The sequence below is a fragment of the Grimontia hollisae CIP 101886 genome (assembly GCF_000176515.1).
In the GTDB taxonomy this organism is placed as follows: Bacteria; Pseudomonadota; Gammaproteobacteria; order Enterobacterales; family Vibrionaceae; genus Enterovibrio; species Enterovibrio hollisae.
The window spans coordinates 62,638-84,817 of the sequence record NZ_ADAQ01000006.1 but is presented as its reverse complement, the minus strand read 5'-3'; the positions used below and the strand labels follow the sequence as shown (position 1 = coordinate 84,817).

At 52.9% G+C, this 22,180-nt stretch carries 21 protein-coding genes; 15 read left to right on the top strand and 6 right to left on the bottom strand.

All coding sequences use genetic code 11. From position 1 onward, the window contains the following. Positions 1-6: 6 nt before the first annotated feature. The 7 genes from VHA_RS01090 (at position 7) to hemB (ending at position 5,724) form a co-directional block, all read left to right on the top strand. Positions 7-630 carry a ubiquinone biosynthesis accessory factor UbiJ gene (locus VHA_RS01090; protein ID WP_005500996.1) on the top strand — a complete coding sequence of 208 codons (624 nt, stop codon included), beginning with the start codon at positions 7-9 and terminating at the stop codon, positions 628-630. Then, complete coding sequence (gene ubiB / locus VHA_RS01085; RefSeq protein ID WP_005500995.1) at positions 627-2,261, top strand: ubiquinone biosynthesis regulatory protein kinase UbiB; 1,635 nt, start codon at positions 627-629, stop codon at positions 2,259-2,261. The genes VHA_RS01090 and ubiB overlap by 4 nt, the downstream gene beginning before the upstream one ends. A gap of 83 nt (positions 2,262-2,344) precedes the next feature. Further along, positions 2,345-2,587 (top strand): Sec-independent protein translocase subunit TatA, encoded by a 243-nt coding sequence (tatA, locus tag VHA_RS01080; protein ID WP_005500994.1) that lies wholly within the window; start codon positions 2,345-2,347, stop codon positions 2,585-2,587. Between the two features lie 3 nt (positions 2,588-2,590). Further along, positions 2,591-2,950: a Sec-independent protein translocase protein TatB gene (gene tatB / locus VHA_RS01075; RefSeq protein WP_005500993.1), complete on the top strand. Its 360-nt coding sequence runs from the start codon at positions 2,591-2,593 to the stop codon at positions 2,948-2,950. A gap of 35 nt (positions 2,951-2,985) precedes the next feature. Next, the gene (tatC, locus tag VHA_RS01070; protein WP_005500992.1) at positions 2,986-3,747 is read left to right on the top strand and encodes a twin-arginine translocase subunit TatC; all 762 of its coding nucleotides are present in this window, start codon (positions 2,986-2,988) and stop codon (positions 3,745-3,747) included. A gap of 90 nt (positions 3,748-3,837) precedes the next feature. Further along, positions 3,838-4,617 carry a 3'-5' ssDNA/RNA exonuclease TatD gene (gene tatD / locus VHA_RS01065; RefSeq protein WP_040527952.1) on the top strand — a complete coding sequence of 260 codons (780 nt, stop codon included), beginning with the start codon at positions 3,838-3,840 and terminating at the stop codon, positions 4,615-4,617. Between the two features lie 51 nt (positions 4,618-4,668). Beyond that, positions 4,669-5,724 (top strand): porphobilinogen synthase, encoded by a 1,056-nt coding sequence (gene hemB, locus VHA_RS01060; protein ID WP_005500981.1) that lies wholly within the window; start codon positions 4,669-4,671, stop codon positions 5,722-5,724. A gap of 76 nt (positions 5,725-5,800) precedes the next feature. On the opposite strand, the gene asnC is transcribed toward hemB, so the two are convergent. Further along, positions 5,801-6,262 (bottom strand): transcriptional regulator AsnC, encoded by a 462-nt coding sequence (gene asnC / locus VHA_RS01055; protein ID WP_005500980.1) that lies wholly within the window; start codon positions 6,260-6,262, stop codon positions 5,801-5,803. Positions 6,263-6,383: 121 nt separating this feature from the next. Between asnC and VHA_RS01050 the strand changes: the two genes are divergently transcribed. Further along, positions 6,384-9,548: an EAL domain-containing protein gene (locus VHA_RS01050; RefSeq protein WP_040527944.1), complete on the top strand. Its 3,165-nt coding sequence runs from the start codon at positions 6,384-6,386 to the stop codon at positions 9,546-9,548. Between the two features lie 78 nt (positions 9,549-9,626). After that, positions 9,627-10,400, top strand: a complete 774-nt coding sequence (locus VHA_RS01045; protein ID WP_005500978.1) for a class I SAM-dependent methyltransferase — start codon at positions 9,627-9,629, stop codon at positions 10,398-10,400. 435 nt (positions 10,401-10,835) lie between these two features. Here the strand turns inward: VHA_RS01045 and VHA_RS01040 are convergent, their stop codons facing one another. From VHA_RS01040 to hemC, 4 genes are read right to left on the bottom strand one after another with little or no spacing between them, the layout of a single operon-like run. Beyond that, positions 10,836-12,023, bottom strand: coding sequence for a heme biosynthesis HemY N-terminal domain-containing protein (locus tag VHA_RS01040; protein ID WP_005500977.1), 1,188 nt, complete (start codon positions 12,021-12,023; stop codon positions 10,836-10,838). Next, positions 12,020-13,216: a uroporphyrinogen-III C-methyltransferase gene (locus tag VHA_RS01035; RefSeq protein ID WP_005500976.1), complete on the bottom strand. Its 1,197-nt coding sequence runs from the start codon at positions 13,214-13,216 to the stop codon at positions 12,020-12,022. Before VHA_RS01035 ends, VHA_RS01040 begins: the two co-directional genes overlap by 4 nt. After that, positions 13,200-13,973 (bottom strand): uroporphyrinogen-III synthase, encoded by a 774-nt coding sequence (locus VHA_RS01030; protein ID WP_005500974.1) that lies wholly within the window; start codon positions 13,971-13,973, stop codon positions 13,200-13,202. Before VHA_RS01030 ends, VHA_RS01035 begins: the two co-directional genes overlap by 17 nt. Further along, complete coding sequence (gene hemC / locus VHA_RS01025; protein ID WP_005500973.1) at positions 13,970-14,905, bottom strand: hydroxymethylbilane synthase; 936 nt, start codon at positions 14,903-14,905, stop codon at positions 13,970-13,972. Before hemC ends, VHA_RS01030 begins: the two co-directional genes overlap by 4 nt. A gap of 392 nt (positions 14,906-15,297) precedes the next feature. On the opposite strand from hemC, the gene VHA_RS01020 reads away from it, so the two are divergent. Continuing rightward, on the top strand, positions 15,298-17,850 hold the full coding sequence (locus tag VHA_RS01020) for a class I adenylate cyclase (protein WP_478219438.1): 2,553 nt from the start codon (positions 15,298-15,300) through the stop codon (positions 17,848-17,850). 70 nt (positions 17,851-17,920) lie between these two features. Here the strand turns inward: VHA_RS01020 and cyaY are convergent, their stop codons facing one another. Next, positions 17,921-18,232: an iron donor protein CyaY gene (gene cyaY, locus VHA_RS01015; RefSeq protein WP_005500967.1), complete on the bottom strand. Its 312-nt coding sequence runs from the start codon at positions 18,230-18,232 to the stop codon at positions 17,921-17,923. A 74-nt stretch (positions 18,233-18,306) separates the two neighbouring features. Here cyaY and lptM point away from each other — a divergent pair, with 74 nt between their 5' ends. The 5 genes from lptM to xerC are packed head-to-tail and all read left to right on the top strand — an operon-like array spanning position 18,307 to position 22,171. Then, positions 18,307-18,468: an LPS translocon maturation chaperone LptM gene (lptM, locus tag VHA_RS18515; protein WP_005500965.1), complete on the top strand. Its 162-nt coding sequence runs from the start codon at positions 18,307-18,309 to the stop codon at positions 18,466-18,468. Between the two features lie 24 nt (positions 18,469-18,492). Next, the gene (lysA, locus tag VHA_RS01010; protein WP_005500963.1) at positions 18,493-19,746 is read left to right on the top strand and encodes a diaminopimelate decarboxylase; all 1,254 of its coding nucleotides are present in this window, start codon (positions 18,493-18,495) and stop codon (positions 19,744-19,746) included. Between the two features lie 9 nt (positions 19,747-19,755). After that, entirely contained in the window at positions 19,756-20,586 is an 831-nt protein-coding gene (gene dapF, locus VHA_RS01005) for a diaminopimelate epimerase (protein ID WP_005500955.1), read from the top strand. Beyond that, on the top strand, positions 20,583-21,257 hold the full coding sequence (locus VHA_RS01000) for a DUF484 family protein (RefSeq protein ID WP_005500953.1): 675 nt from the start codon (positions 20,583-20,585) through the stop codon (positions 21,255-21,257). Before dapF ends, VHA_RS01000 begins: the two co-directional genes overlap by 4 nt. Then, positions 21,254-22,171, top strand: a complete 918-nt coding sequence (gene xerC, locus VHA_RS00995; protein ID WP_005500951.1) for a tyrosine recombinase XerC — start codon at positions 21,254-21,256, stop codon at positions 22,169-22,171. The genes VHA_RS01000 and xerC overlap by 4 nt, the downstream gene beginning before the upstream one ends. Positions 22,172-22,180: the final 9 nt, after the last annotated feature.

The window sequence follows — 22,180 nt, the reverse complement described above, 5'->3', positions numbered from 1 at the left end:
AAGGGGATGCCATTAGACCCGTTCGTCACCGCTGTGGTTGAAACCAGCCTGAATACGGTGCTGAAACAGGATGCGGAAAGCCAGAAACGCTTGGCGAGGCTGAAAGGCAACGTGCTCCGTGTGCGCCTGACCGATATTAACAAACAGCTGGTGTTTGTGTTCAGCCAGCAGATTGATGTGTTGGCGGATTTTGAAGGTGAAGCTGACTGCGATCTGGCGCTGGCAATATCGGTTGCGCCGCTGCTTAAAGATAAGGCCAACCTGACCCGGCTGATCAAGCAGGACAAACTGCATCTGGAAGGCGACATCGATGTCGCGCAGCAATTTTCCAGCCTCCTGAACGGCCTCAACCCGGACATTGCCGAATGGCTTTCCCATTACACTGGGGATGTGGTGGCTCACACCCTGGTACGGGGTGCGCAGCAAGGGCTGGCGTTTCTCAAGCAGATGACTGAGCGTAACCAGCGTTATGTCGGTGAGCTGGTGGTCGAAGAATGGCGACTGGCACCGGGAGCGCTGGAAGTGGCCTACTTTGCTGATCAGGTCGATGACGTGCAAAGCCAGGCATCCCGTTTATCTGCCCGTCTTGATGCGATTGAGAAGAAACTGGCTGAGGTGGCGAACGTATGACCCCGAGCGAAATCCGCCGCCTGTACAAAATCACCCAGGTCCAGCTTGGTTACGGGCTGGATGAACTGCTACCAGACCAGCCGATTACCCGCGGCCCACAACTGATGCGCAAAATGCTGTTCTGGATGAAGAACCGCCATCCTGAGAAACCGCTGGGTGAGCGTCTGCGCCTGGCGCTACAGGAACTGGGACCGGTGTGGATTAAGTTTGGCCAGATGATGTCGACCCGCCGCGATCTGTTCCCGCCGGCCATCGCGGACCAACTGGCTATGTTGCAGGATCAGGTCGAGCCGTTTGATGGCAAGCTTGCCAAGGCACAGATGGAAAAAGCCCTTGGCGGTCCGCTGGAAAACTGGTTCGATAATTTTAGTGAAACCCCGCTGGCATCTGCCTCGATTGCCCAGGTTCATACCGCGACACTGAAAGAAAACGGCCGGGAAGTGGTGTTGAAAGTTATCCGCCCTGACATCCTTCCTGTCATTCAGGCCGACATCAAACTCATGTACCGCATGGCGCGTATTGTCGCCCGCTTCCTGCCGGAAGCCAGACGTCTCAAGCCGGTCGAAGTGGTGCGTGAATATGAGAAAACCCTGCTCGATGAGTTGGATTTGATGCGCGAAGCGGCTAATGCCATCCAGCTTCGCCGCAACTTCGAAAACGACCACATTCTCTATGTGCCGGAAGTGTTCAGCGATTATTGCCGTCAGTCACTGATGGTGTCTGAACGTATCTATGGTATTCAGGTTTCTGACATTGAAGGGTTAAAAGCCAACGGTACTGATCTAAAACTGCTGGCGGAACGGGGTGTGCAGGTGTTTTTCACCCAAGTGTTCCGCGACAGCTTCTTCCATGCCGACATGCACCCTGGCAATGTGTTTGTCTCCTACGATCACCCGAAAGACCCGCAGTGGATAGGTCTTGATTGCGGCATTGTCGGCACATTGAACCGCGAAGATAAGCGTTATCTGGCGGAAAACTTCCTCGCCTTCTTTAACCGTGATTACCGTAAAGTAGCAGAACTGCATGTCGATTCTGGCTGGGTGCCGCATGACACCAATGTTGATGAGTTTGAGTTTGCCATCCGCACTGTCTGTGAACCCATTTTTGAAAAGCCGCTGTGTGAAATTTCCTTTGGTCATGTGTTGCTGAACCTGTTTAACACGGCACGACGTTTTAATATGGAAGTGCAGCCACAACTGGTGCTGTTGCAAAAAACACTGCTTTACGTGGAAGGGTTGGGTCGCCAGCTTTATCCGCAACTGGATTTATGGGATACCGCCAAACCATTCCTTGAAGACTGGATGTCGCGTCAGGTTGGGCCGCAGGCGGTGATTAACGCGATCAAAGAAAAAGCGCCATTCTGGGCAGAGAAACTGCCGGAACTGCCAGAGTTGGTGTACGATAGCCTGAAGCAAGGGCGTCAGATCAACCAGCGTATGGATGCCATGTACCGGGAGTTCATGCAGGCACGTAAGCAACAAAATCGAGCCCGTTTCCTGATGGGGATCGGTGCTACATTGCTGGTGACATCTGCCATACTTTACAGTAACCAGGTCGAGGTTTTGCCTCAGATCACAGGTGTAACCGCGTTGTTTAGCTGGTTATTTGCCTGGCGCGCATTTAACAAGTAAATTGCAGCAAACAAACTGTAACATTGAGCAAATAGAATCCGTTGGCTTGTTTATTCACCACATAACGCAGAGGTATCATTAGCATGGGTGGTATTAGTATTTGGCAACTGCTTATCATTGCCGTTATCGTTATTCTTCTGTTCGGAACCAAGAAACTTCGTAACATTGGCGGTGACTTGGGATCGGCCATCAAAGGCTTCAAAAAAGCCATGTCTGACGATGATAAGGACGACAAGAAAGACGCTGACTTCGGCCAGGAAAAACTGGAAGAGAAAAGCACTAACACTGCGCAAAAAAGCGAAGCGAAAGATAAAGAGCAGGCATAATCCGTGTTTGATATCGGTTTTTGGGAGCTGATCCTGATCGCCGTTGTCGGTCTGGTGGTGCTCGGCCCTGAACGTTTACCTGTGGCTATCCGCAATGTCTCCCGCTGGGTAGGTGCCGCTCGCCGGATGGCTGGCTCTGTGCGTGATGAGCTCGAACAGGAGCTCAAAATCCAGGAGCTACAGGAAAACCTGAAAAAAGCCGAGCAGATGGGCATGAAAAACCTGTCGCCGGATCTGCAACAGTCTGTCGATGAGCTAAAAAAAGCAGCCGAGGATGTGCAACGCCCTTATTCAAGTGCTAATCAGCGTGACACTGCCGATACTGCCAATGCTTCTAGCCCCACCAAGGATAAAACCGAGTAAGGTTGTATCCGGGCTCCAGTTTTTATCGAGAAACTATGTCATCTGTTGAAGATACCCAACCACTCATCAGCCATCTCACTGAGCTGAGAGATCGCCTGCTCCGTGCATTACTGGCTGTGCTGGTGGTGTTCATGGGGTTGGTGTATTTTGCCAATGACATCTACACCTTTGTCTCCGAGCCGTTGGTTTCCCAACTGCCGGAAGGCACCAGCATGATTGCAACGGATGTGGCGTCGCCCTTCTTCACGCCAATCAAGCTGACACTAGTGGTGTCTGTGTTTATTGCCGTGCCAATGATCCTTTATCAGGTCTGGGCGTTTGTGGCACCGGGCTTGTACAAGCATGAAAAGCGCCTGATCCTCCCGTTGTTGGCATCCAGCTCGCTGCTGTTTTACTGTGGCGTGGCATTTGCCTACTTTGTGGTGTTTCCGCTGGTGTTTGGCTTTTTCACCTCAATTGCGCCGGTTGATGTGCAGATAGCCACAGACATTGCCAGTTACCTGGATTTCATCCTGGCACTGTTTATGGCCTTCGGCCTGGCGTTTGAGATCCCGGTGGCGATTCTGCTGCTGACCTGGACCGGTGCGGTAGAGCCTGATGATCTGCGCCAAAAACGCCCTTATATCATTGTGGCGGCGTTTGTGGTGGGGATGCTGCTGACACCGCCTGATATCATTTCTCAAACCCTGTTGGCGATCCCCATGTGCTTGTTGTTTGAGGTCGGTCTTTTCTTCTCGCGTTTTTATAAGCCGCGCGATGATGAAAACGGCGAAAGTGAAGAGCAAAGCCAGGGCTAACTTGGGGCGTGATAGCATATGAAGCCAGTGATACACTGGCTTTTTTCTTATTCAGCGCGCCAATTGGCCAACAAAGGACAAGGATTTTCAGTGATAGATATCGGCGTTAACCTGACAAGCAGTCAGTTTGATACAGACAGAGAAGAGGTGGTGGCGCGAGCCAAAGAAGCGGGTGTTACGGCGATGGTGCTGACCGGCACCGATCTCCAGTCAAGCCCAGAAGCAGCGGCACTGGCAGCGACTATGCCGGGTTTTGCCTATTCTACTGCCGGAGTACATCCCCATGATGCCAAAACGGTTGACGATTTGTCCCTGCCGGTAATCCGGGCTCTGGCCCGTGAGCCGCAGGTGGTGGCGATCGGGGAGTGTGGCCTGGACTTTAACCGTGATTTTTCACCCCGCCCGCAACAGGAAGCGGTGTTTGAAGCCCACCTGAAACTTGCTGTTGAACTCAATATGCCGGTATTCCTGCACTGCCGTGACGCCCATGAGCGGTTTATGGCGATTCTCCGCCCCTACCTTGATCAGTTACCGGGGGCGGTGCTGCATTGTTTCACCGGCTCGCAAGGGGAGCTTAAAGAGTGTCTGGAGGCGGGGCTCTATATTGGCATTACCGGCTGGGTTTGCGATGAGCGGCGTGGAGAGGCACTTCGTGCGATGGTACCGCTGATCCCGGATGACAGGCTGATGATTGAAACCGACGCGCCGTATCTGTTGCCACGCGATCTCAATCCTAAACCCAAATCGCGTCGCAATGAACCTTGCTATCTGCCGCATATCGCGTCACAAATCGCTGCATTGCGGCAACAGGACACTGAGCAGTTGATCACACAAACCATCCTCAACAGCCGTCGATTCTTTGGCCTGTAACCGCTATGATGCATGCGACGCTACTAACGCACTTGGATTAAGGAGGGTACCGTGACCGTATCCATTCAGGGCGCATTTCCGGCCCGTCGTCTGCGCCGTCTGCGCAAACATGATTTTAGCCGCCGTCTGGTGGCGGAAAACCAGCTGTCAGCCAGCGATCTGATTTACCCGATGTTCATCCTGATGGGCAAGAACCGCCGAGAGGCGGTGGAATCCATGCCGGGTATTGAGCGCCTGTCTATTGACCTGATGCTGTATGAAGCGGAATACCTGGCGAAACTGGGGGTGCCAGCAATTGCCCTGTTCCCGGTGGTGCCGAAAGAATTCAAGTCCGCGACGGCAGACGAAGCACATAACCCGGAAGGTCTGGTGCAGCGTGCGGTACGCCTGCTCAAAGAGCATGTGCCGCAAATGGGGGTAATCACGGATGTCGCCCTTGACCCATACACCCTGTCCGGACAGGACGGCCTGACCGATGAAGACGGCTATGTGCTGAATGATGAAACCACTCAGGTGCTGATCAAGCAGGCATTGTCCCATGCCGAAGCAGGGGCCGATATCGTAGCCCCGTCAGACATGATGGATGGCCGTATCGGTGCAATCCGTGATGCACTGGAGCAGGCCGGTTACATCCACACCCAGATCATGGCATATTCTGCCAAGTATGCGTCAGCCTATTATGGCCCGTTCCGTGATGCCGTCGGCTCTGCGGCTAACCTCAAAGGCGGCGATAAGAAAACGTACCAGATGGATCCGGCTAACAGCGACGAGGCCATCCATGAAGTGGCGATGGATGTTAACGAAGGCGCGGACATGGTGATGGTGAAACCGGGCATGCCGTATCTGGATGTGGTTCGCCGGGTGAAGAGTGAACTGAAAGTGCCGACGTTTGCCTATCAGGTTTCCGGTGAATACGCGATGCACAAAGCCGCGGCGATGAACGGCTGGCTGGATGAACGCAAAACTGTGATGGAATCGCTGATGTGCTTTAAGCGCGCCGGTGCTGATGGCATCCTGACTTATTTCGCCAAGGATGTGGCCCGTTGGCTGGCTGAAGAGCAGCAAATGGATATCCCTGAATTGCCAAATCAGGAAAGCGCGGAATAATCAGCGTTGTTTACAACACCAAAATGCCAGCGACATGCTGGCATTTTGGTTTCTATGCGGACAACATGCTCTCGCCTTACGGCGATACATTACGCTTGATTGGATTTTGCAGCGAAATCAGGGTTTCTGTGGACTGCACTTCATCAATGGCCTGCAATTTATCAATCAGCACGTATTGCAGCTCCTCTATTGACCGGCACATGAGTTTGACGAAGATGTTGTAGGCACCGGTGGTGTAATAAGCTTCCACCACTTCATCAAGCTGTTGCAGTTTTTCCAGGGCTGAATGGTAATCCCGGGCTGCATAGAGGTTAATGCCGATAAAGCAGCACACGTCATAGCCCAGCGCCTTGGTGTTCACCAATACTTCCGTGCCGGTGATGATGCCTGCTGCTTTCATTTTTTCTACCCGCACATGCACCGTGGCGGGACTAACGGAAAACCGCTTTCCCATTTCAGCATAGGGCACTTTGGCATCTGCCATCAGGGTGCGCAGAATTTGGCGATCTAAGTCATCTAATTTTGCAATTTCAGTCATTGTTATTCACTAAACTCCATGTTACCCGCAGTTTCCGTGCATGAAACTTGACCAATTGATAGCCTTCCCAATACCGTGTCTTATTACTGTAACCGGTTTGAGAAAACTTTACGTTATTACTATGTGCCAAATACTTAAGTGGCTAATTCTCAGTGTGCTGTTTTTTCAAACCGGCGTAGTTTTTGCGGCCTACAAGGTGCTTGCTATCCATTCCTACCATCCCGACTTTTTCTGGACTGAATCGCTGGTAAATGGCATTGAACAGGGCGTGCAAGGTAAAAATATTGAGGTGGAGCACACCTACCTCGATACCAAGCGCATCCAATCCTTTGACTACCACATTGAGCTGAAACGTCTCTACCTCGCCCGTTTTCAGCAACACCATTATGACGCCATCCTGACCACTGACAATGCTGCGCTGTGGCTGGTGAATGAACTGGCTGATGAAATCGGGACAATTCCGGTGGTGTTTTCGGGGCTCAACAGCACCGGCTCCGGGCTGTATGACAACATTGAAATGTTAAGTGGGGTCGAGGAGCTTATCAATGTGCCGGACAATGTCGCCCTGATAAAACAACTGCACCCAAAAACTGAGCGGGTGTGGATTGCGCTGGATGATGCTTATTCAAGCCGTCAGTACTGGCAGGCCATTGATCGCCAGTTAAAGGCGTTTCCTGCTCAAGGAGTAGAGATCCGCCGGTTGCATCAAATCAGTTTTGATGGGCTGGTTGAAAAGGTTGGCACACTGGAAGACGGGGATGTGGTGCTGTTTGTTTCTTTTTTTAAAGATGCCAATGGCGCATTTATGGAACATGGCGATCTGCTGATCCAGGTGATCGCATCCACCAAGGTGCCGGTGTATGGGGCAAACAGCTTTATGCTGCCATATGGGGTCATTGGCGGCATTATGGTAGATGCTGCGCACCATGGGGAAGTGCAGGCAGGGTTGCTTGTCGAAGCACTCGAAAGTGGGTCGATGTCGGCCATTGTCGTCGATGCCAACCAAATGATGTTTGAATACGCAGCAGCCCGTGAGCATCAGATCGATGTAGGACAGTTCCCTGATGCGGTGATTGTCAACAAGCCTCCCCCGTTTTGGCAGGCCAACCGTGATGCGATACTCAGTAGCCTGGCTATGATGGCAATTGCTTTGGTGATTATAGGAATCCTGGCAAAACACATGAACCGTCAGAAACAGGGTGAGCGGGCATTGGCACAAAGCCGGGCTCTGTTTAAAGGGGTCTTCGACCAGAGCCATCAATATATCGCCTTGTTAGATAACCACGGACGGGTAGTGTCGGCGAACGGCGCTTTCCAGCGACTCTTCCCCGAACATGCCAGCCGGGGATTTCTGCCACTTTGTCGGTGGCCTGAGTGGCTCAGCGGCGATCGGCTGAAAATCCATCTTGAATCACTGATTGAAGGGCAGGTGAGCCGGTTTGAAGTGTGCCTGCTGTCGGATCAGCAAAATGAAGTGATTTTAGATGTGGCACTTAAAGCCCTGCCAGAGCATAGCCATGCTGATGCCCAAATCCTGTTTGAAGCGCGTGATATCAGCCAGCGAAAACTCGCCGAGCAAAAATTGCAGCGCAGCGAAGTGGAGTACCGCATGCTCTATGAGCAGCAACCGGTGATGCTGCTGACCATTGACCAACAATCGCGCATCCAGTCTGTTAACCAGTGCGCTACTGAATGGCTGGGATTTTCCAAGCACCACATGCTTGGACACAAAGTGACAGATTTCTACGCGGATGGCAGTCCACCGCCACGCAGCCTGTTAAATGGCAAACAGCGTGAGCGCTTTGGTATTCGCCGACGTGAAATTCGCTACCGCACCAGTGATGGCAACGAGCGTTGGGTCCGGGAAAGTGTCCGCTCGACACTGGTGCAGTCGCAGTTGTTGTTGGTCGGGGAAGACATCACTGAAAACCGCCGCATGGAACAGCAACTTCGCTATCAGGCACAGCATGACTTTTTAACCGGATTGCTGAACCGCAACTGCTTTGAAGCCCGGTTGGTGGATGTGCTGGGTGCATTGAAGGAAAACGGGGTGGTTCATGCCTTGTTTTATATCGACCTTGACCAATTCCGCGTGATAAACGACACCGTAGGCCATGAAGCGGGGGATGAGGCATTGAAGCAGACCGCGCAGATACTGCGTGAGTCGCTGCCCATTGGCGCAACCTTGGCCCGCCTTGGTGGGGACGAGTTCGCCGTGATTTGCTATGACTGCAATGAGCAGCAGGCCCTTGAGCAGGGAAAACGTATTCTGGACACCCTGAGTGAGCTTGACTTCTATTGGAAAAATACCCGTCTGGCACTGGGCTGCTCGGTGGGGATCCGTATGCTGGATAAAACCGCCAGCACGCCGCAACAGGTGCATGCACAGGCTGATACAGCCTGTTATGCCGCCAAGCATGAGGGGCGTAGCCGGGTGCACCTGTATCGTCCGGACGATCAGGAACTTCGCCGGCATGAGCGCGAGATGTCCTTTGTCAGCAAAATTCATGAGGCACTCGCTGAAGATCGTTTCGAGGTCTATGCCCAGCCTATTGTCAGTGTCAACGCCAACCTCGAAGAGAAGCTCTATTTTGAGGTGTTGGTGAGAATGCGTGACAAAGAGGGTAACTATGTGCCACCGGGCCAATTTATCCCCGCTGCAGAACGTTTCAATATGGCCCATATGATTGATAAGCGGGTAATTGAAAAGACCCTGGGATGGTTTGACCGCCACCCCGAGCATGTAGATGTCGTCGGCATGGTGTCTATCAACCTTTCCGGACGTTCCATGAGCGATGAAGGCTTTATCCACTTCCTGCTTGAAGCACTGAAAACCAGCACTATCCCCAGTTCGTCCATCAGTCTGGAGATCACTGAAACCGCCGCTATCAGTAACCTCAGTGATGCAATAGGGCTGTTTACCAAGCTCAAGCAACTGGGCTGCTCCATTGCATTGGATGACTTTGGATCCGGTTTGTCCTCATTCGGTTATCTCAAGCGCCTGCCGGTGGATATCATCAAGATTGATGGCCAGTTTGTGCGTGATATTGCTGATGATGAAGCCGACTATGTCATGGTCCGTGCTATCCATGAGCTGGCAACTCAGATGGGCAAGAAAACGGTCGCTGAATTTGTGGAAAATGATGCCATCCTGATGCGCCTGTGCTCCCTTGGTGTCGATTATGCTCAGGGCTATCATTTCAGTGTGCCCAAACCGATGGAAGAGGTGATCCTGACAGAGTCCGCGCGCCTGAGCGCAGTTGTCACCGATCGTGTTGAAGCATGACTCCTTTCATCAACACTCCCTGCACCTGAATCCGGTTTACGGGTATACTCTGGGCGAGAATTACACCGGAGAACTCAGGTGCAGATAGCTTTAACCTGCGAAGCGCCAGAACGCGCTGATACCCTCAAAGAAATAGCCACACGCTGGGGACTGACTCATGATGACAACGCGTTGTTTGCACTGGTACTGACCCCAAGCCAACTTGAACTTCGCAAACGGGATGAACCCAAGCTGGGGGCTGTGTTTGTCGATCTGGTCGGTGGCGCAGTCGGGCACCGCCGCAAATTTGGTGGCGGTAAGGGCCAGTCGATCGCCAAAGCGGTGGGGCTTAACAAGGGCGCGACACCTTCCGTATTGGATGCTACCGCTGGGCTTGGACGTGATGCCTTTGTGCTGGCATCCCTCGGCTGCAACGTGCAGATGGTAGAGCGCCACCCTGTCGTTGCGGCACTGTTGGATGATGGTCTCGCGCGAGCCAAGGCCGATCCGGAAATCGGGAGTTGGGTGAGCGAACGCTTGTCTTTGCTGCATGCATCCAGCCATGACACGCTGGTAAAGCTTGTTGAGCAAGGGGTGGATCTGGAACGACCGGACGTGGTGTATCTTGATCCCATGTATCCCCACAAGAAAAAATCGGCATTGGTGAAAAAAGAGATGCGGGTATTTCAGTCACTGGTGGGGGCGGATAATGATGCAGACGATCTGTATGAGCCAGCGTATACACTGGCAACCAAGCGTGTTGTGGTCAAGCGTCCTGACTATGCCGGTTTCCTTGCTGGGAAAACCCCGTCAACCCAGATAACGACCAAGAAAAACCGCTTCGATGTGTATGTGAAAGCGGCGATGCGCTAAGGGTGTGACGATTGCCGCCACCAGAAACCAAAACGCCTCCGCAGAGGAGGCGTGGGGGAACAGGTTCTGGATTATTCCATGCCTTTTACCAACAAAACTGTCAGCAGGCCAGTCACAACTGACACTAACAGGCCTGATACCAGGATCCAGGGTAACATATCCATGATGGGCGGGCTCACTTACTAAAGGGATTGGCAATACCGGTTCGTTTAGCCATCGTTATTTGCTAAAAGCCTGCAAATTGATGAATAACGTCATCCGGCGAAATTTTTCACCTGCCTATTTGACAACAGCGATGTTGTCTTAACAATGGATGATAAATAGCCGTTAATCATTATTAACAGCTTGAAACACAATGGATTGCTTTTAGTTCATCTGTAGGAAATCATGCATAAAAAAACGCCCAGAGAGGCGTTTTTTTATGCGTGAAATGCCTCACTCTTTGTGAGGCAGAGCCAGTTTGAGCGCTTCGCGGGAAAGGTGGTTAGCTGCACTGGGGTCATTCAGTTTTTCCAGTGTGTCGACCAGCCAAGCATAATCGGACACGTCTGGTCGGATATCGAGCGCTTTCTCAAAGTGGGTACGCGCCTCAGCCCATTTACCTTCACGGAAATAGAGCTGCCCCAGGGCACTGTGAGTCACGGGGTTGTTTTCGTTGTAGCGCAACACGTCCTGAAGTTTCAGGATCGCGGGATGATAATCGGGCAACGACAGCTCAGGCACCAGTGAAATCAGGCTTTCATCCGGGTGCTTTTTCAGGTTCTCGCGCAGGATAATATAGGCCTCGGAGTCTGCTTTGCGGGCGATAAGCTGCTTCACCAGACAACCAATCAGTTTGGGTTGCTGGCGGGCTGAGCGGCTCAGGCTGTTCCAGTGGGCCAGCAGGCCGTCACTGCCTTTCTGGGTCGCGATATGGGCCATCAGACCACATTCCGCCTTTAGCTCCAGCCTTTCTGCTTCTGCCTCGCTGACGGCTTTCACGCGTTTAAGTGAGGGCATCAGGCGAAGCAATGCCTGCCAGTCCTGAAGTTTCAGGTAAGTGTCTTTAAGCAGGCTCAGTAACACCGGATTGCGCGGGTTGGCATCGACCAACCCTTGCAGGCTTGCCAGTGCTTCTTCGTACTGGCCTTGGCGATACTGGAGTTTGGCTCGCGTTAACGCGGTGGCGAGGTTATCGATGCCAAAATCCGCTGCCTGTTGTAGGTAACGGTCACGGTTGTCGATATCCCCGCGGCCCTGTGCCGCTTCTGCTGCAGCCAGGTAGTTCAGCAGCGGTGCATCACTGTGGTTTACTCCTTTCAACAACAACTTCTCAGACTGCTTCCAGTCACCTTCCAAAAGCTTTAGCAGGCCTTCATTGGTCAGCATCCGGGCTTTTTTGTTTTTTCGGCCGGAAAACCAGCCGCGGGTGGAGCTTGAAAGGGAAAACAGTTTGCGGATCAGCCATTCGAGAATAAACAGTGCGGCAAACGCGAACACTACCAGAATAACCAACGTGGAAACGCTCATTTCAATGGTCTGGTTCGCTGCTGAGATCAGTACATATCCCTGATTGCCGGCCAGATCCGGTCCGACAACCAGACCTGCAATTAGCGCGATAACCAGCAGGAGAATTTTAATCATTGGCCATGCTCCCCGCTCAATGGCGCCAGGTTACGGCGCAGGCGTTCGTCAAGCAAATCACTGATCAATGTCTGGCTTTCCAGGGTTTCCGGGTAGCTTACTTCGATAGTTTGCTGGCTGAGGTTGGTCAAAGTAGCGATAAAACTCTGGGTAATGCTTGATTCCTGATTGTAGAAACGTTCAGCCCACTCTTTGGCCGTTTTCAGAGATTCTGCATACAGTCGGCCATTTTCACGGTATACCGAGGTGGCAGCCTGATCGAGTTTCGCTTTCAGGTTTTCCTGCAGGTAGAAGGTCTGTGCCGGTGACAGCAGTGGTACTACGTCACCATCACGCTTGCGATACGTGATGAACTGGCTGACGAAATCGCTCAACGACGTTTTCAGGTTCTGCTGCCAGTCACCCACATTGCCGGAGACCTGCTGTGGTGCCACCTCTTCTGCCTCTGGCATGATGACATTGGCCAGCGGCAGTCTATCCACTTCCTGTTGCAGCGAGTTCAGACGTAGCACGATACCATCACGGTCGATGCGCTTCACCGCTTTCAGCTGCTGGATGTCTTTTGCCATCGCCTGGCGGATAGGCGTCAGTGACAGGTCATTGAGCTCGGCGATACGTTGATCAGCATCTTGCATCAGGGTCGTCGCCGTCAATGCGTCATGCTCGAGCCAGAGTTTACGTGCGGCCTGGTTTACCAGGTAATCGGCTTCTGCCAGCAGCCAGTCATTGGGACGGCGGCCTTTTACATCAGCCAGCGCTGATTGCAGGCTTTTGATGGTGGTATCCTGCTGGTCGATCAGCACCTGGGTATCCTGAATAGCTTTTTTTACTGCGGCTTGGCTTTGTTGCTCGCTTTGCACCAGGGCAGATTTCAGGGCACTGATTTCATCGGTCAGTATTGAGATGTTGGCATTGACCTGTTCGCTTTGCTGGTGGCCGTGGTAATAAAGACCGCCACCCAAGGCAACCACTAACACAATCGCCAGTAAAGAAAGCGTGTGACTGCCTTTTTTCTCTTTAACAGGGGTGGCAGTAGACGTTGAGGCGCCTTTTGCTGGTGTGTCTGCTGATGAGGATTTGGCGGCAGGTTGGGCGATCGTGCTGGAAGACGACGAGGGCGTTTCCTTGTCAGTAGGGGATGCTGGCGCCGACGTGTCTTTATCCGTGCCTGATGTCTTATTCTTGTCTGTCATCCGAATGTCCCGAGTTAATCATCTCGTTTAATGCGTGGAACAGGGCGGTGTTTGAAGCGCTGTTTACACATCTGATTGTATTAAAACCAAGGCCAATTGCTTGATTGTAAATCCGTTTGCTAGGCACCAGTATATGGCATTCTCGTAACCATTGCTGATTGCTCTCTGAGATTGTCTGACACAAAAGCGAAAGTTGTTCGCCGCTGGTGACCACCAGGGTATCGACATTTTCCGCCTGCCATTGCATTGCCAATGATAATAGGGAATCACTGGTCCAATGTCTTTGATAGGCTTCAAAGTAGTGCACCTTGGCCCCCCGGCTTGCGAGCGTCTTGCCTAATAGTGCCCGTCCACCGTTGCCGCGAAGGATGAGGACTTCAAGGTGTTCAGGTTCGCCAAATACTGACAGCGAAAGCATCCCCTCGCTGTCTTCAGTGGGCGGTTGAAGGGCGTTAATACCGCTTTCTTCCAGCCAGACCTGGGCAGTTTTTTCCCCGACTGCCACGTAATGTAAGTCATCACGCCATGCAGTGTTGTCGTTGCGAAACTGCTGCTGGGTATACTCAATGGCTCTTGGACTGACCGCCACGACCACACTGCCTGATGGCAGGCGGCGGTAAGTGTTGGTCAGAACGGGTAAGTCTTTCCCTTCGGAGAAAGACAATAAAGGCGCAGGCAGCGCCTTTATGCCTGACTGATTCAGGGTTTCCACCAGTTCATAGCAGGCTGGTGCGGGGCGAACCACCAGTACGGTCATACGTCGTCCTGATACAGTTTTTCCAGAATAGCCCGGGCGCCGTCATCCAGCAGTTGCTCCGCCAGACCGGTTCCAAGCTCTTCGGCTTTTTCCAGAGGGCCAGTCACTTCACCGCGGACAATCTTGCTGCCGTCCGGTTCACCGACCAGCGCTCGCAGGTGAATCTGGTCACCGTGAATTTCAGCGTAACTGCCGATAGGCACCTGACAGCCTCCCATCAGACGGTTGTTCATTGCGCGTTCACACAACACACGATAGGTGGTGTTGGCGTCAGCGAGCGGTTCCAGCAAGGCGCGGACACGCTCATCATCCAGACGGCATTCGATACCGACAGCACCCTGACCGACCGCTGGCAGGATCTCTTCCGGTTCGATTTCATTGCGGATACGGTCATGCAGGTTAAGGCGTTTCAAGCCCGCAGACGCCAGAATGATGGCGTCATATTCGCCGTTATCCAGTTTACCCAGACGGGTGCCGACGTTACCGCGTAGATCTTTGATGACCAGATCCGGGCGCATGGCACGAAGCTGGCATTGGCGGCGCAGGCTGGAGGTGCCGACGATTGCCCCCTGTGGCAGTTCGCTGATGCTGGTATAATGGTTGGAAACGAATGCATCACGCGGATCTTCGCGTTCACAGATGGTTACCAGTCCCAGACCTTCAGGAAACTCGACCGGTACGTCTTTCATGGAGTGAACCGCAATGTCGGCCCGTCCATCCAGCATCGCCTGTTCCAGCTCTTTCACAAACAGCCCTTTTCCGCCAACTTTGGCCAGTGGAGTGTCGAGAATGATGTCACCCTTGGTGACCATAGGAACCAGCTCCACTGTCAGCCCTGGGTGGGTAGCTTCCAGGGCGGCTTTGACGAATTCCGCCTGCCACAAGGCGAGGGGGCTTTGACGGGTCGCGATGCGGATGGGTGTTGAAGTCATAGTCGTGTCCATTTAATTTGCGTAGGCTAATCGTACCACCCCTTATGATGCCGTGAGAACTCATGGTGGCAGTAGGGACAAAAAGGTGCGAAATCAGGCGGGTTCGGCTATGATGATGTGATGGAGATCATGGTTAATCAGGTGGGGTCGCGGGCAACGCCCTATTCAGTTGGCTGTATCCCGCACTACGTTGGGGATGAAGCGTTGTCTGTCTCTTGCTTGGTGTTGTTCGCAGGGTGAACAAAGTGGGGAAAAAATGGTAGGTTGCTGCTCGCTTTACGCTCTGACAAAAAACTGTTAGATTGATCACGTTTTTATCCATGGGTGCCGGTGCCACTGTTAATCCGGTCCCGTTTCGTTGACCAGGATGTCGGCAACTTTGGATGTTTATCTTGCAAAACTATGTTGATCAGCAAATAGAACGTTTTAACGCCTTTAACCAAGTCAGGTTGGAGCGTGCCCGAAGCGCTATGCATTCTCAGGCGGCTAACGTTTTTAACGTGTTGCCTGCTTTGTTGCATTTTAACCATCCGGCTGTCCCAGGTTACCTGGAACGTAGTGTTGTCCATGGTATCTGTAACTTTTCCCTTTCTGACGTCCAGCAGGATTTCGTCAATGATTGTGCCCATGCACAAGACACCCCCATTCCCGGGAAACCGTTTTCCCAGTCGCACCCTATCAAAGGCCTGTTTTCAATGGGCAGTACGGCGTCGATGGGTCAGAGTCTTTCCAGTGATTTGGATATCTGGGTTTGTGTGCAGCATTGGGTGGGGCAGGATGAACGTGACATACTGGAAGCCAAATGTTCGCTGATTTCTGACTGGGCGATGTCCCAGGGCGTGGAAGTGAATTTCTTTGTGATCTGTGAGCAACGCTTCCGCCAGAATATGGCGCAGGTGATGACCACGGAAAACTGTGGCTCAGCCCAACATTACCTGCTGCTTGACGAATTTTACCGCTCTGCTGTGCATCTGGCCGGTCAGCATCTATTGTGGTATCTGGTCCCTCCTGAAATGGAAGCATGCTACGAAGATTACGTCGGCAAAATGATCGCCAGTGGTGCCATCAAGCGTGATGACTGGGTGGACTTTGGTGGCCTGCCGTCGATCCCGGCGGAAGAGTATTTCGGATCCAGCCTCTGGCAACTGTATAAGAGCATTGATTCACCGTACAAATCGGTACTGAAAGCGATTCTGCTTGAGGCTTATTCCTGGGAATACCCAGGCACCCAGCTATTAAGTGTGGATGGCAAGCGTCGTTTTTTCTCCGGCATGCTGGATGTTTATCAGTCCGACGCTTACTACCTGATGCTGGAGAAAGTCACGCGTTACCTTGAGCGTATTGATGATCGCCGCCGTCTGGATCTGGTGCGGCGCTGTTTCTACCTCAAAACCCACGAGAAACTGACCCGCGAACCGGGGCCTGGCTCTGTACCTTGGCGCCGCGAAGTCCTGTGTATCCTGACCCGTGAATGGGGGTGGACACAGGATAACATTGCGCGTCTGGATAACCGCCGTAACTGGAAAGTGGAAGAGGTGAAGGAAGCACACAATGAGCTGCTTGAAGCCTTGATGCTGAGCTACCGCAACCTGATCCGTTTCGCACGCCGTAACGATATCACGTCGGCAATCAGCCCCGAAGACATCAGTATTCTGGCGCGTAAGCTGTATGCGGCGTTTGAGGTATTGCCAGGCAAAGTGACCTTGCTGAACCCGCAGTTGTCACCCGATCTGCATGAAGCGGATTTGAGTTTCATCCAGGTACCGGAAGGGCGTAGCAACCCGCCGGGTTGGTATCTGTACAAGCAATCGCTGAAGCCGGTGGACATCATCGGCCGCTCACCGCTTGAACATAACCGCTATCTGTCAAAACTGGTGGCGTGGGCGTATTTTAACGGCTTGCTGACTGAATCAACCCGCCTGCATTCGGTTGCGCGTAATAGCGATGTCGATATTGACAAGCTTTACCAGTTGGTGAGTGACCTTCGCAATACCTTCTCTGTCAGCCGGCCCCAGCCGTCGCTGCAGGCGCTTTCAAGCCCTTGTGAAGTACGTAAACTGGCGCTTTTTATCAATCTTGAAAATGATCCGACCACAACGCTGAAGCCATCTTCGGTGCGGTTTGATTTCAAAAACACGGATATTTTCAGCTACGGCCCAGAGCAGCAATGTCTGGTTGGCAGTGTGGATTTGGTATACCGAAATAGCTGGAATGAAGTGCGTACCCTGAACTTCAAGGGTGAAAACGCGATTCTCGATGTGCTGAAAACCTTGCTGGGTAAAATGCACCAGGATGCTATTCCGCCAGAGTCGGTGGATGTGTTCTGCTATGCCGGGAAAATGCGTGGGCTGATCCGCAATCTGGTGTATCAACTGGTAGCTGAGTGTATTGATATGCGCCTGAAACCAGTCGATCAGGAAAAACGCCGCCGTTTTAAAGCCATTCGTGTCGCGGATCAAACCTTTGGCCTGTTTTTCGAACGCCGTGGTGTGTCGGTGCAGAAATTGGAAAATTCCGTGGAATTTTACCGCTCCATCTCCTCCAATAAGATCAATGGGTCACCGCTCGTGGTGCTGGATAAAGATGCCGATATCCATCCGCCGGAGGTGGTTGATGGCTATGCCAGTGAGGGGCTTATCCAGTTTTTCTTTGAAGACTGTGACAAAGGCTTCCACATTTATGTGCTGGATGAAAACAACCGGGTGGAAGTCTATCGCCAGTGCAGCGGTGATAAGGAAGAGATGATTCAAGGCGTTAACCGTTTCTATACCTCCTCACAGGAATCACAGAATTTTGGTGGCAAGGCAGTAAACTTCAACCTGCCACAATTCTACGACATCATTTATCAGGCCGACGGGCGTGCTCAGGTGATCCCGTACAAGAGTGATCGCCAGTGGCAGCGTAACGAGATGAGTAACGATACGGTCCAGTATGCATCACGTTAAGTGAATCAGTTGCTGACAGCGTTTACTGTCAGCATCTTTTCATACACCTTCCGGTAAACGCACAGTTTCACTACCAATTCACTGTCTCGCCAGCGTGCTTGGAACATTCCTGTTTCACCATATCGATAAATTCCATGCCACTTTTGCTGCACAGCCATTTTCCATCTTGATAGCTGAAGTGGAAGCCGCCTGAACGTGACGCCAGCCAGATCTCTTTCATGGGCTCCTGGCGGTTGATAATGATTTGGCTGCGGTCTGCAAAATCCAGTGTCAGTACGTTGCCATTGGTCTCGTAATCGATATCGGCACCGCTCTCGTCGATGCCGTCTTCAATCGCCATCCATTGCGCGTCAACCAGTTCATGGTATTGGCTCGTGTTCATTCTCAGTCGTCCTATTGCTTTTCAGTGTGTTGATGCGATTATAGAGGGCATTCACTTTTGGATCACTGGCAGAAATGATGCGATTACCCCTGAAACTTGCCATGCTGGCGACAGTAGCCCTGCTCTCGGCATGCGGTCAACAAGGCCCACTTTACTTTCCTAAAGATGCACCGGCACAAAATGAGCCGGTAAATCCGGAAACGTCACAGGCTACCCAGGCATCCACTCAGCCATAATATTTCGGACAGGGAAGAACAACGTTGGACTATTTCAATTATCAGGATGACGGGCAACTGTGGGCAGAGGATCTGCCTTTGGCGCAGCTTGCCGGGCAATATGGTACCCCACTTTACGTCTATTCGCGTGCAACGCTTGAGCGTCACTGGCATGCGTTTGACAAAGCGGTGGGGGATCATCCGCATCTGATCTGTTATGCCGTGAAGGCAAACAGTAACTTGGGCGTGCTGAACGTACTGGCACGTCTGGGCTCAGGCTTTGACATCGTCTCCCAGGGCGAACTGGAACGTGTCGTTGCCGCAGGCGGTGACCCGAAGAAAGTGGTGTTTTCCGGTGTGGGCAAAACCGCTCCGGAAATGGCGCGGGCATTGGAACTGGGTATCAAATGCTTCAATGTCGAATCCGAAGCCGAGCTGGATCGCCTGAACCAGATTGCTGGTGAGCTGGGTAAAAAGGCACCGGTCAGCCTGCGCATTAATCCGGACGTGGACGCCAAAACCCATCCCTATATTTCTACCGGCCTGAAAGAGAACAAATTTGGTATCGCGTTTGATCGTGCCCGTGAGGTGTACCATTACGCCAACAGCCTGCCACACCTGGATGTGCATGGCATCGACTGCCATATCGGTTCTCAGCTGACCGACCTGGCGCCGTTTATTGAGTCCACTGATCGCCTGCTGGGCCTGATTGATGACCTGAGGCAGGATGGTATTCACATTACCCATCTGGATGTCGGTGGAGGTCTTGGCGTGACTTACAATGATGAGAAACCGCCAGAGCCTTCTGATTATGCGAAAGCGTTGCTGGAAAGGCTTGCTAACCACCAGGAGATTGAACTGGTGTTTGAGCCGGGCCGTGCTATTGCGGCCAATGCCGGTGTGCTGCTGACTAAAGTGGAATTCTTAAAGCACAACGAAGAGAAGAACTTCGCCATTATCGATGCCGCGATGAACGATTTACTGCGCCCTGCCCTGTATCAGGCGTGGCAGGAAATCGTCCCGGTTAAACCAAGACAGGGCGAGGCAAAAACCTATGATCTGGTCGGCCCGGTCTGTGAAACCGGCGACTATCTGGGTAAAGATCGCTCTCTGGTGCTGGAAGCGGGTGATTTGCTGGCGGTTCGCTCATCGGGGGCTTACGGCTTTGTGATGTCGTCCAACTACAACACCCGTTGCCGTGCGGCCGAGGTGATGGTAGATGGCAATCAATCCCACTTGGTGCGTCAGCGGGAACCGCTGGCATCGTTGTGGGCATTAGAACAGGTTTTGCCTGAGTAAAGGATCCGGATGCAAATACAATTTTCCAAAATGCATGGTCTTGGTAATGACTTTATGGTCGTCGACTGTGTGACGCAGAATGCGTATTTCTCTCCGGACATGATCCGCCGTCTGGCGGACAGAAATACCGGAGTGGGGTTCGACCAATTGTTGGTGGTTGAGCCGCCGTATGATCCGGAAAGTGATTTCCACTACCGGATTTTTAACGCTGACAGCAGCGAAGTGGCGCAGTGCGGCAACGGGGCACGTTGCTTTGCCCGCTTTGTGCGGATGAAAGGGCTGACCAACAAGAACCAGATCCAGGTCAGCACCAAGTCAGGAAAGATGGTGCTTAAAATGGACGGTGACGATCAGGTGACCGTCAACATGGGTGAGCCCATCTGGGCACCGGCCAAAATCCCATTTCGCGCTAACGCAGAAGAAAAAACCTATATTTTACGTGTAGAAGACACCACCCTGTTTGTTGGTGCCGTCAGCATGGGCAATCCGCATTGCGTCACGGTGGTCGATAATGTGGATACTTTTGATGTTGAGGGGCTGGGGCCGCTGGTTGAATCCCATGAGCGTTTCCCGGAGCGGGTCAACGCCGGATTTATGCAGATCGTGTCACGCAATGAAATCCGTCTTCGCGTTTATGAGCGCGGTGCAGGCGAAACGCAGGCATGTGGCAGCGGCGCATGTGCCGCTGTCGCGGTAGGCATCCAACAGGGGTTGCTTGATGAATCGGTGACCGTACACCTGAAGGGCGGCGATCTGAAGATCCGCTGGCGCGGGGCAGGTCATCCGCTTTATATGACCGGACCAGCTTCACATGTTTATGATGGACAAATAACAGTATGACGGAGCTTTCCAAGCTCAAAGGGCCATTGGCAGAGGTGTTGACCGACGAATCCGTGGCTGCTTTTCTGACCGACAATCCTGATTTTTTCTGCCGCCAGCCTCGTCTGGCGGTGCAACTTCGGATCCCCCATGCTGAACGTGGTGCGGTATCGCTGGTGGAAATTCAGTTGGACCGTTTGCGCGAACGTGTGGCGGCGCTGGAAGAAGAGATCACCCAACTGATGGGGATTGCGGCAGGGAACGAAAACCTGTTCCGTGCTTTCTCACTCGCCCACCAGGCGCTGTTTGCGGCAGAAAGTGAGGATGATATCCACCAAGTGCTGTGCACACTGGCAGGAGCGCTGAACCTGTCTGTCAGCCTGCGGCTGTATGAGAGTCGCCGCCATACCCTGAACCGTAAGAGTGTGGACGCCGTGAAAGCGGCGCATTTCTGCGGGCAGCGCATTTACCTCGGTAGGTTACGTAAGGTGGATGGTGACCAGTTTGTTTCGCAGGCGCCGGAACTGGGTTCTTATGCTCTGGTGCCCGTGGTAAAGGACAAAGAACTGGGCTTCCTTTCTTTCGCCAGCCCGGATGGGGGACATTTCCAGCCCAGCATGGATACCCTGTTCGTTGAACAAATTGCCGAACACATCGCGATTTTGTTGACCAAGTGGCAGGAGGCGGAATGAGCCTGCCAGCCAGCATAGAAAAACCGCTGGCGCGCTTCTTTGATTATATGATCCGGGAGCGCGGCCTCAGTCGCCATACCGAAACCAATTACCGCCAACAGCTGGCAGCCTGTGCCGAATTCCTGGTCGGCGCCGGTGTCAGCCAGTGGCAGGATGTCGATGCCGCCTGGGTACGGCAGATTGCTGCGCAGGCCAAGCGAGAACAGCTGAAAGCAGGCAGTATTGCCCTTCGCCTGTCAGCCCTGCGAAGCTTCTTTGACTTTATGGTGGCAGATGGTGTGATGGCGGCCAATCCTGCCAAGGGCGTCTCTGCGCCCAAGCAGGGGCGGACACTGCCGAAAAACCTCGATGTAGATGAGGTGAACCAGCTCCTGTCAGTAGATGCAGACGATCCGCTCTCAGTCCGTGACCGTGCCATGATGGAGCTGATGTACGGGGCAGGCCTTCGTCTGTCAGAACTGATTGGCCTTAACGTGCGTGATGTTGCGATGCGAAAGGGCGATCTGCGGGTGATTGGTAAAGGTGACAAAGAGCGCATCGTTCCGTTTACCGGCATGGCGAAAGAGTGGCTGATCAACTGGCTTAAAGTGCGTAACCAACTGCTGAAAGGGCCGGAAGATGCCCTCTTCCTGTCCAAGCTTGGTAAACGTATCTCACCGCGGAGCGTACAAAAACGGATGGCGGAATGGGGGCAGAAGCAGGCGGTCAGCAGCCATATCAACCCCCACAAACTGAGACACAGTTTTGCCACCCATATGCTGGAGTCTTCCGGGGATTTGCGTGCGGTGCAGGAGCTGCTTGGCCACGCTGATCTCTCAACAACCCAGGTCTATACTCACCTTGATTTCCAGCATCTGGCCAAAGTGTACGATGCGGCGCATCCCCGTGCGCGAAAACGCAAACGTGACGGTTAACTGCAAGGA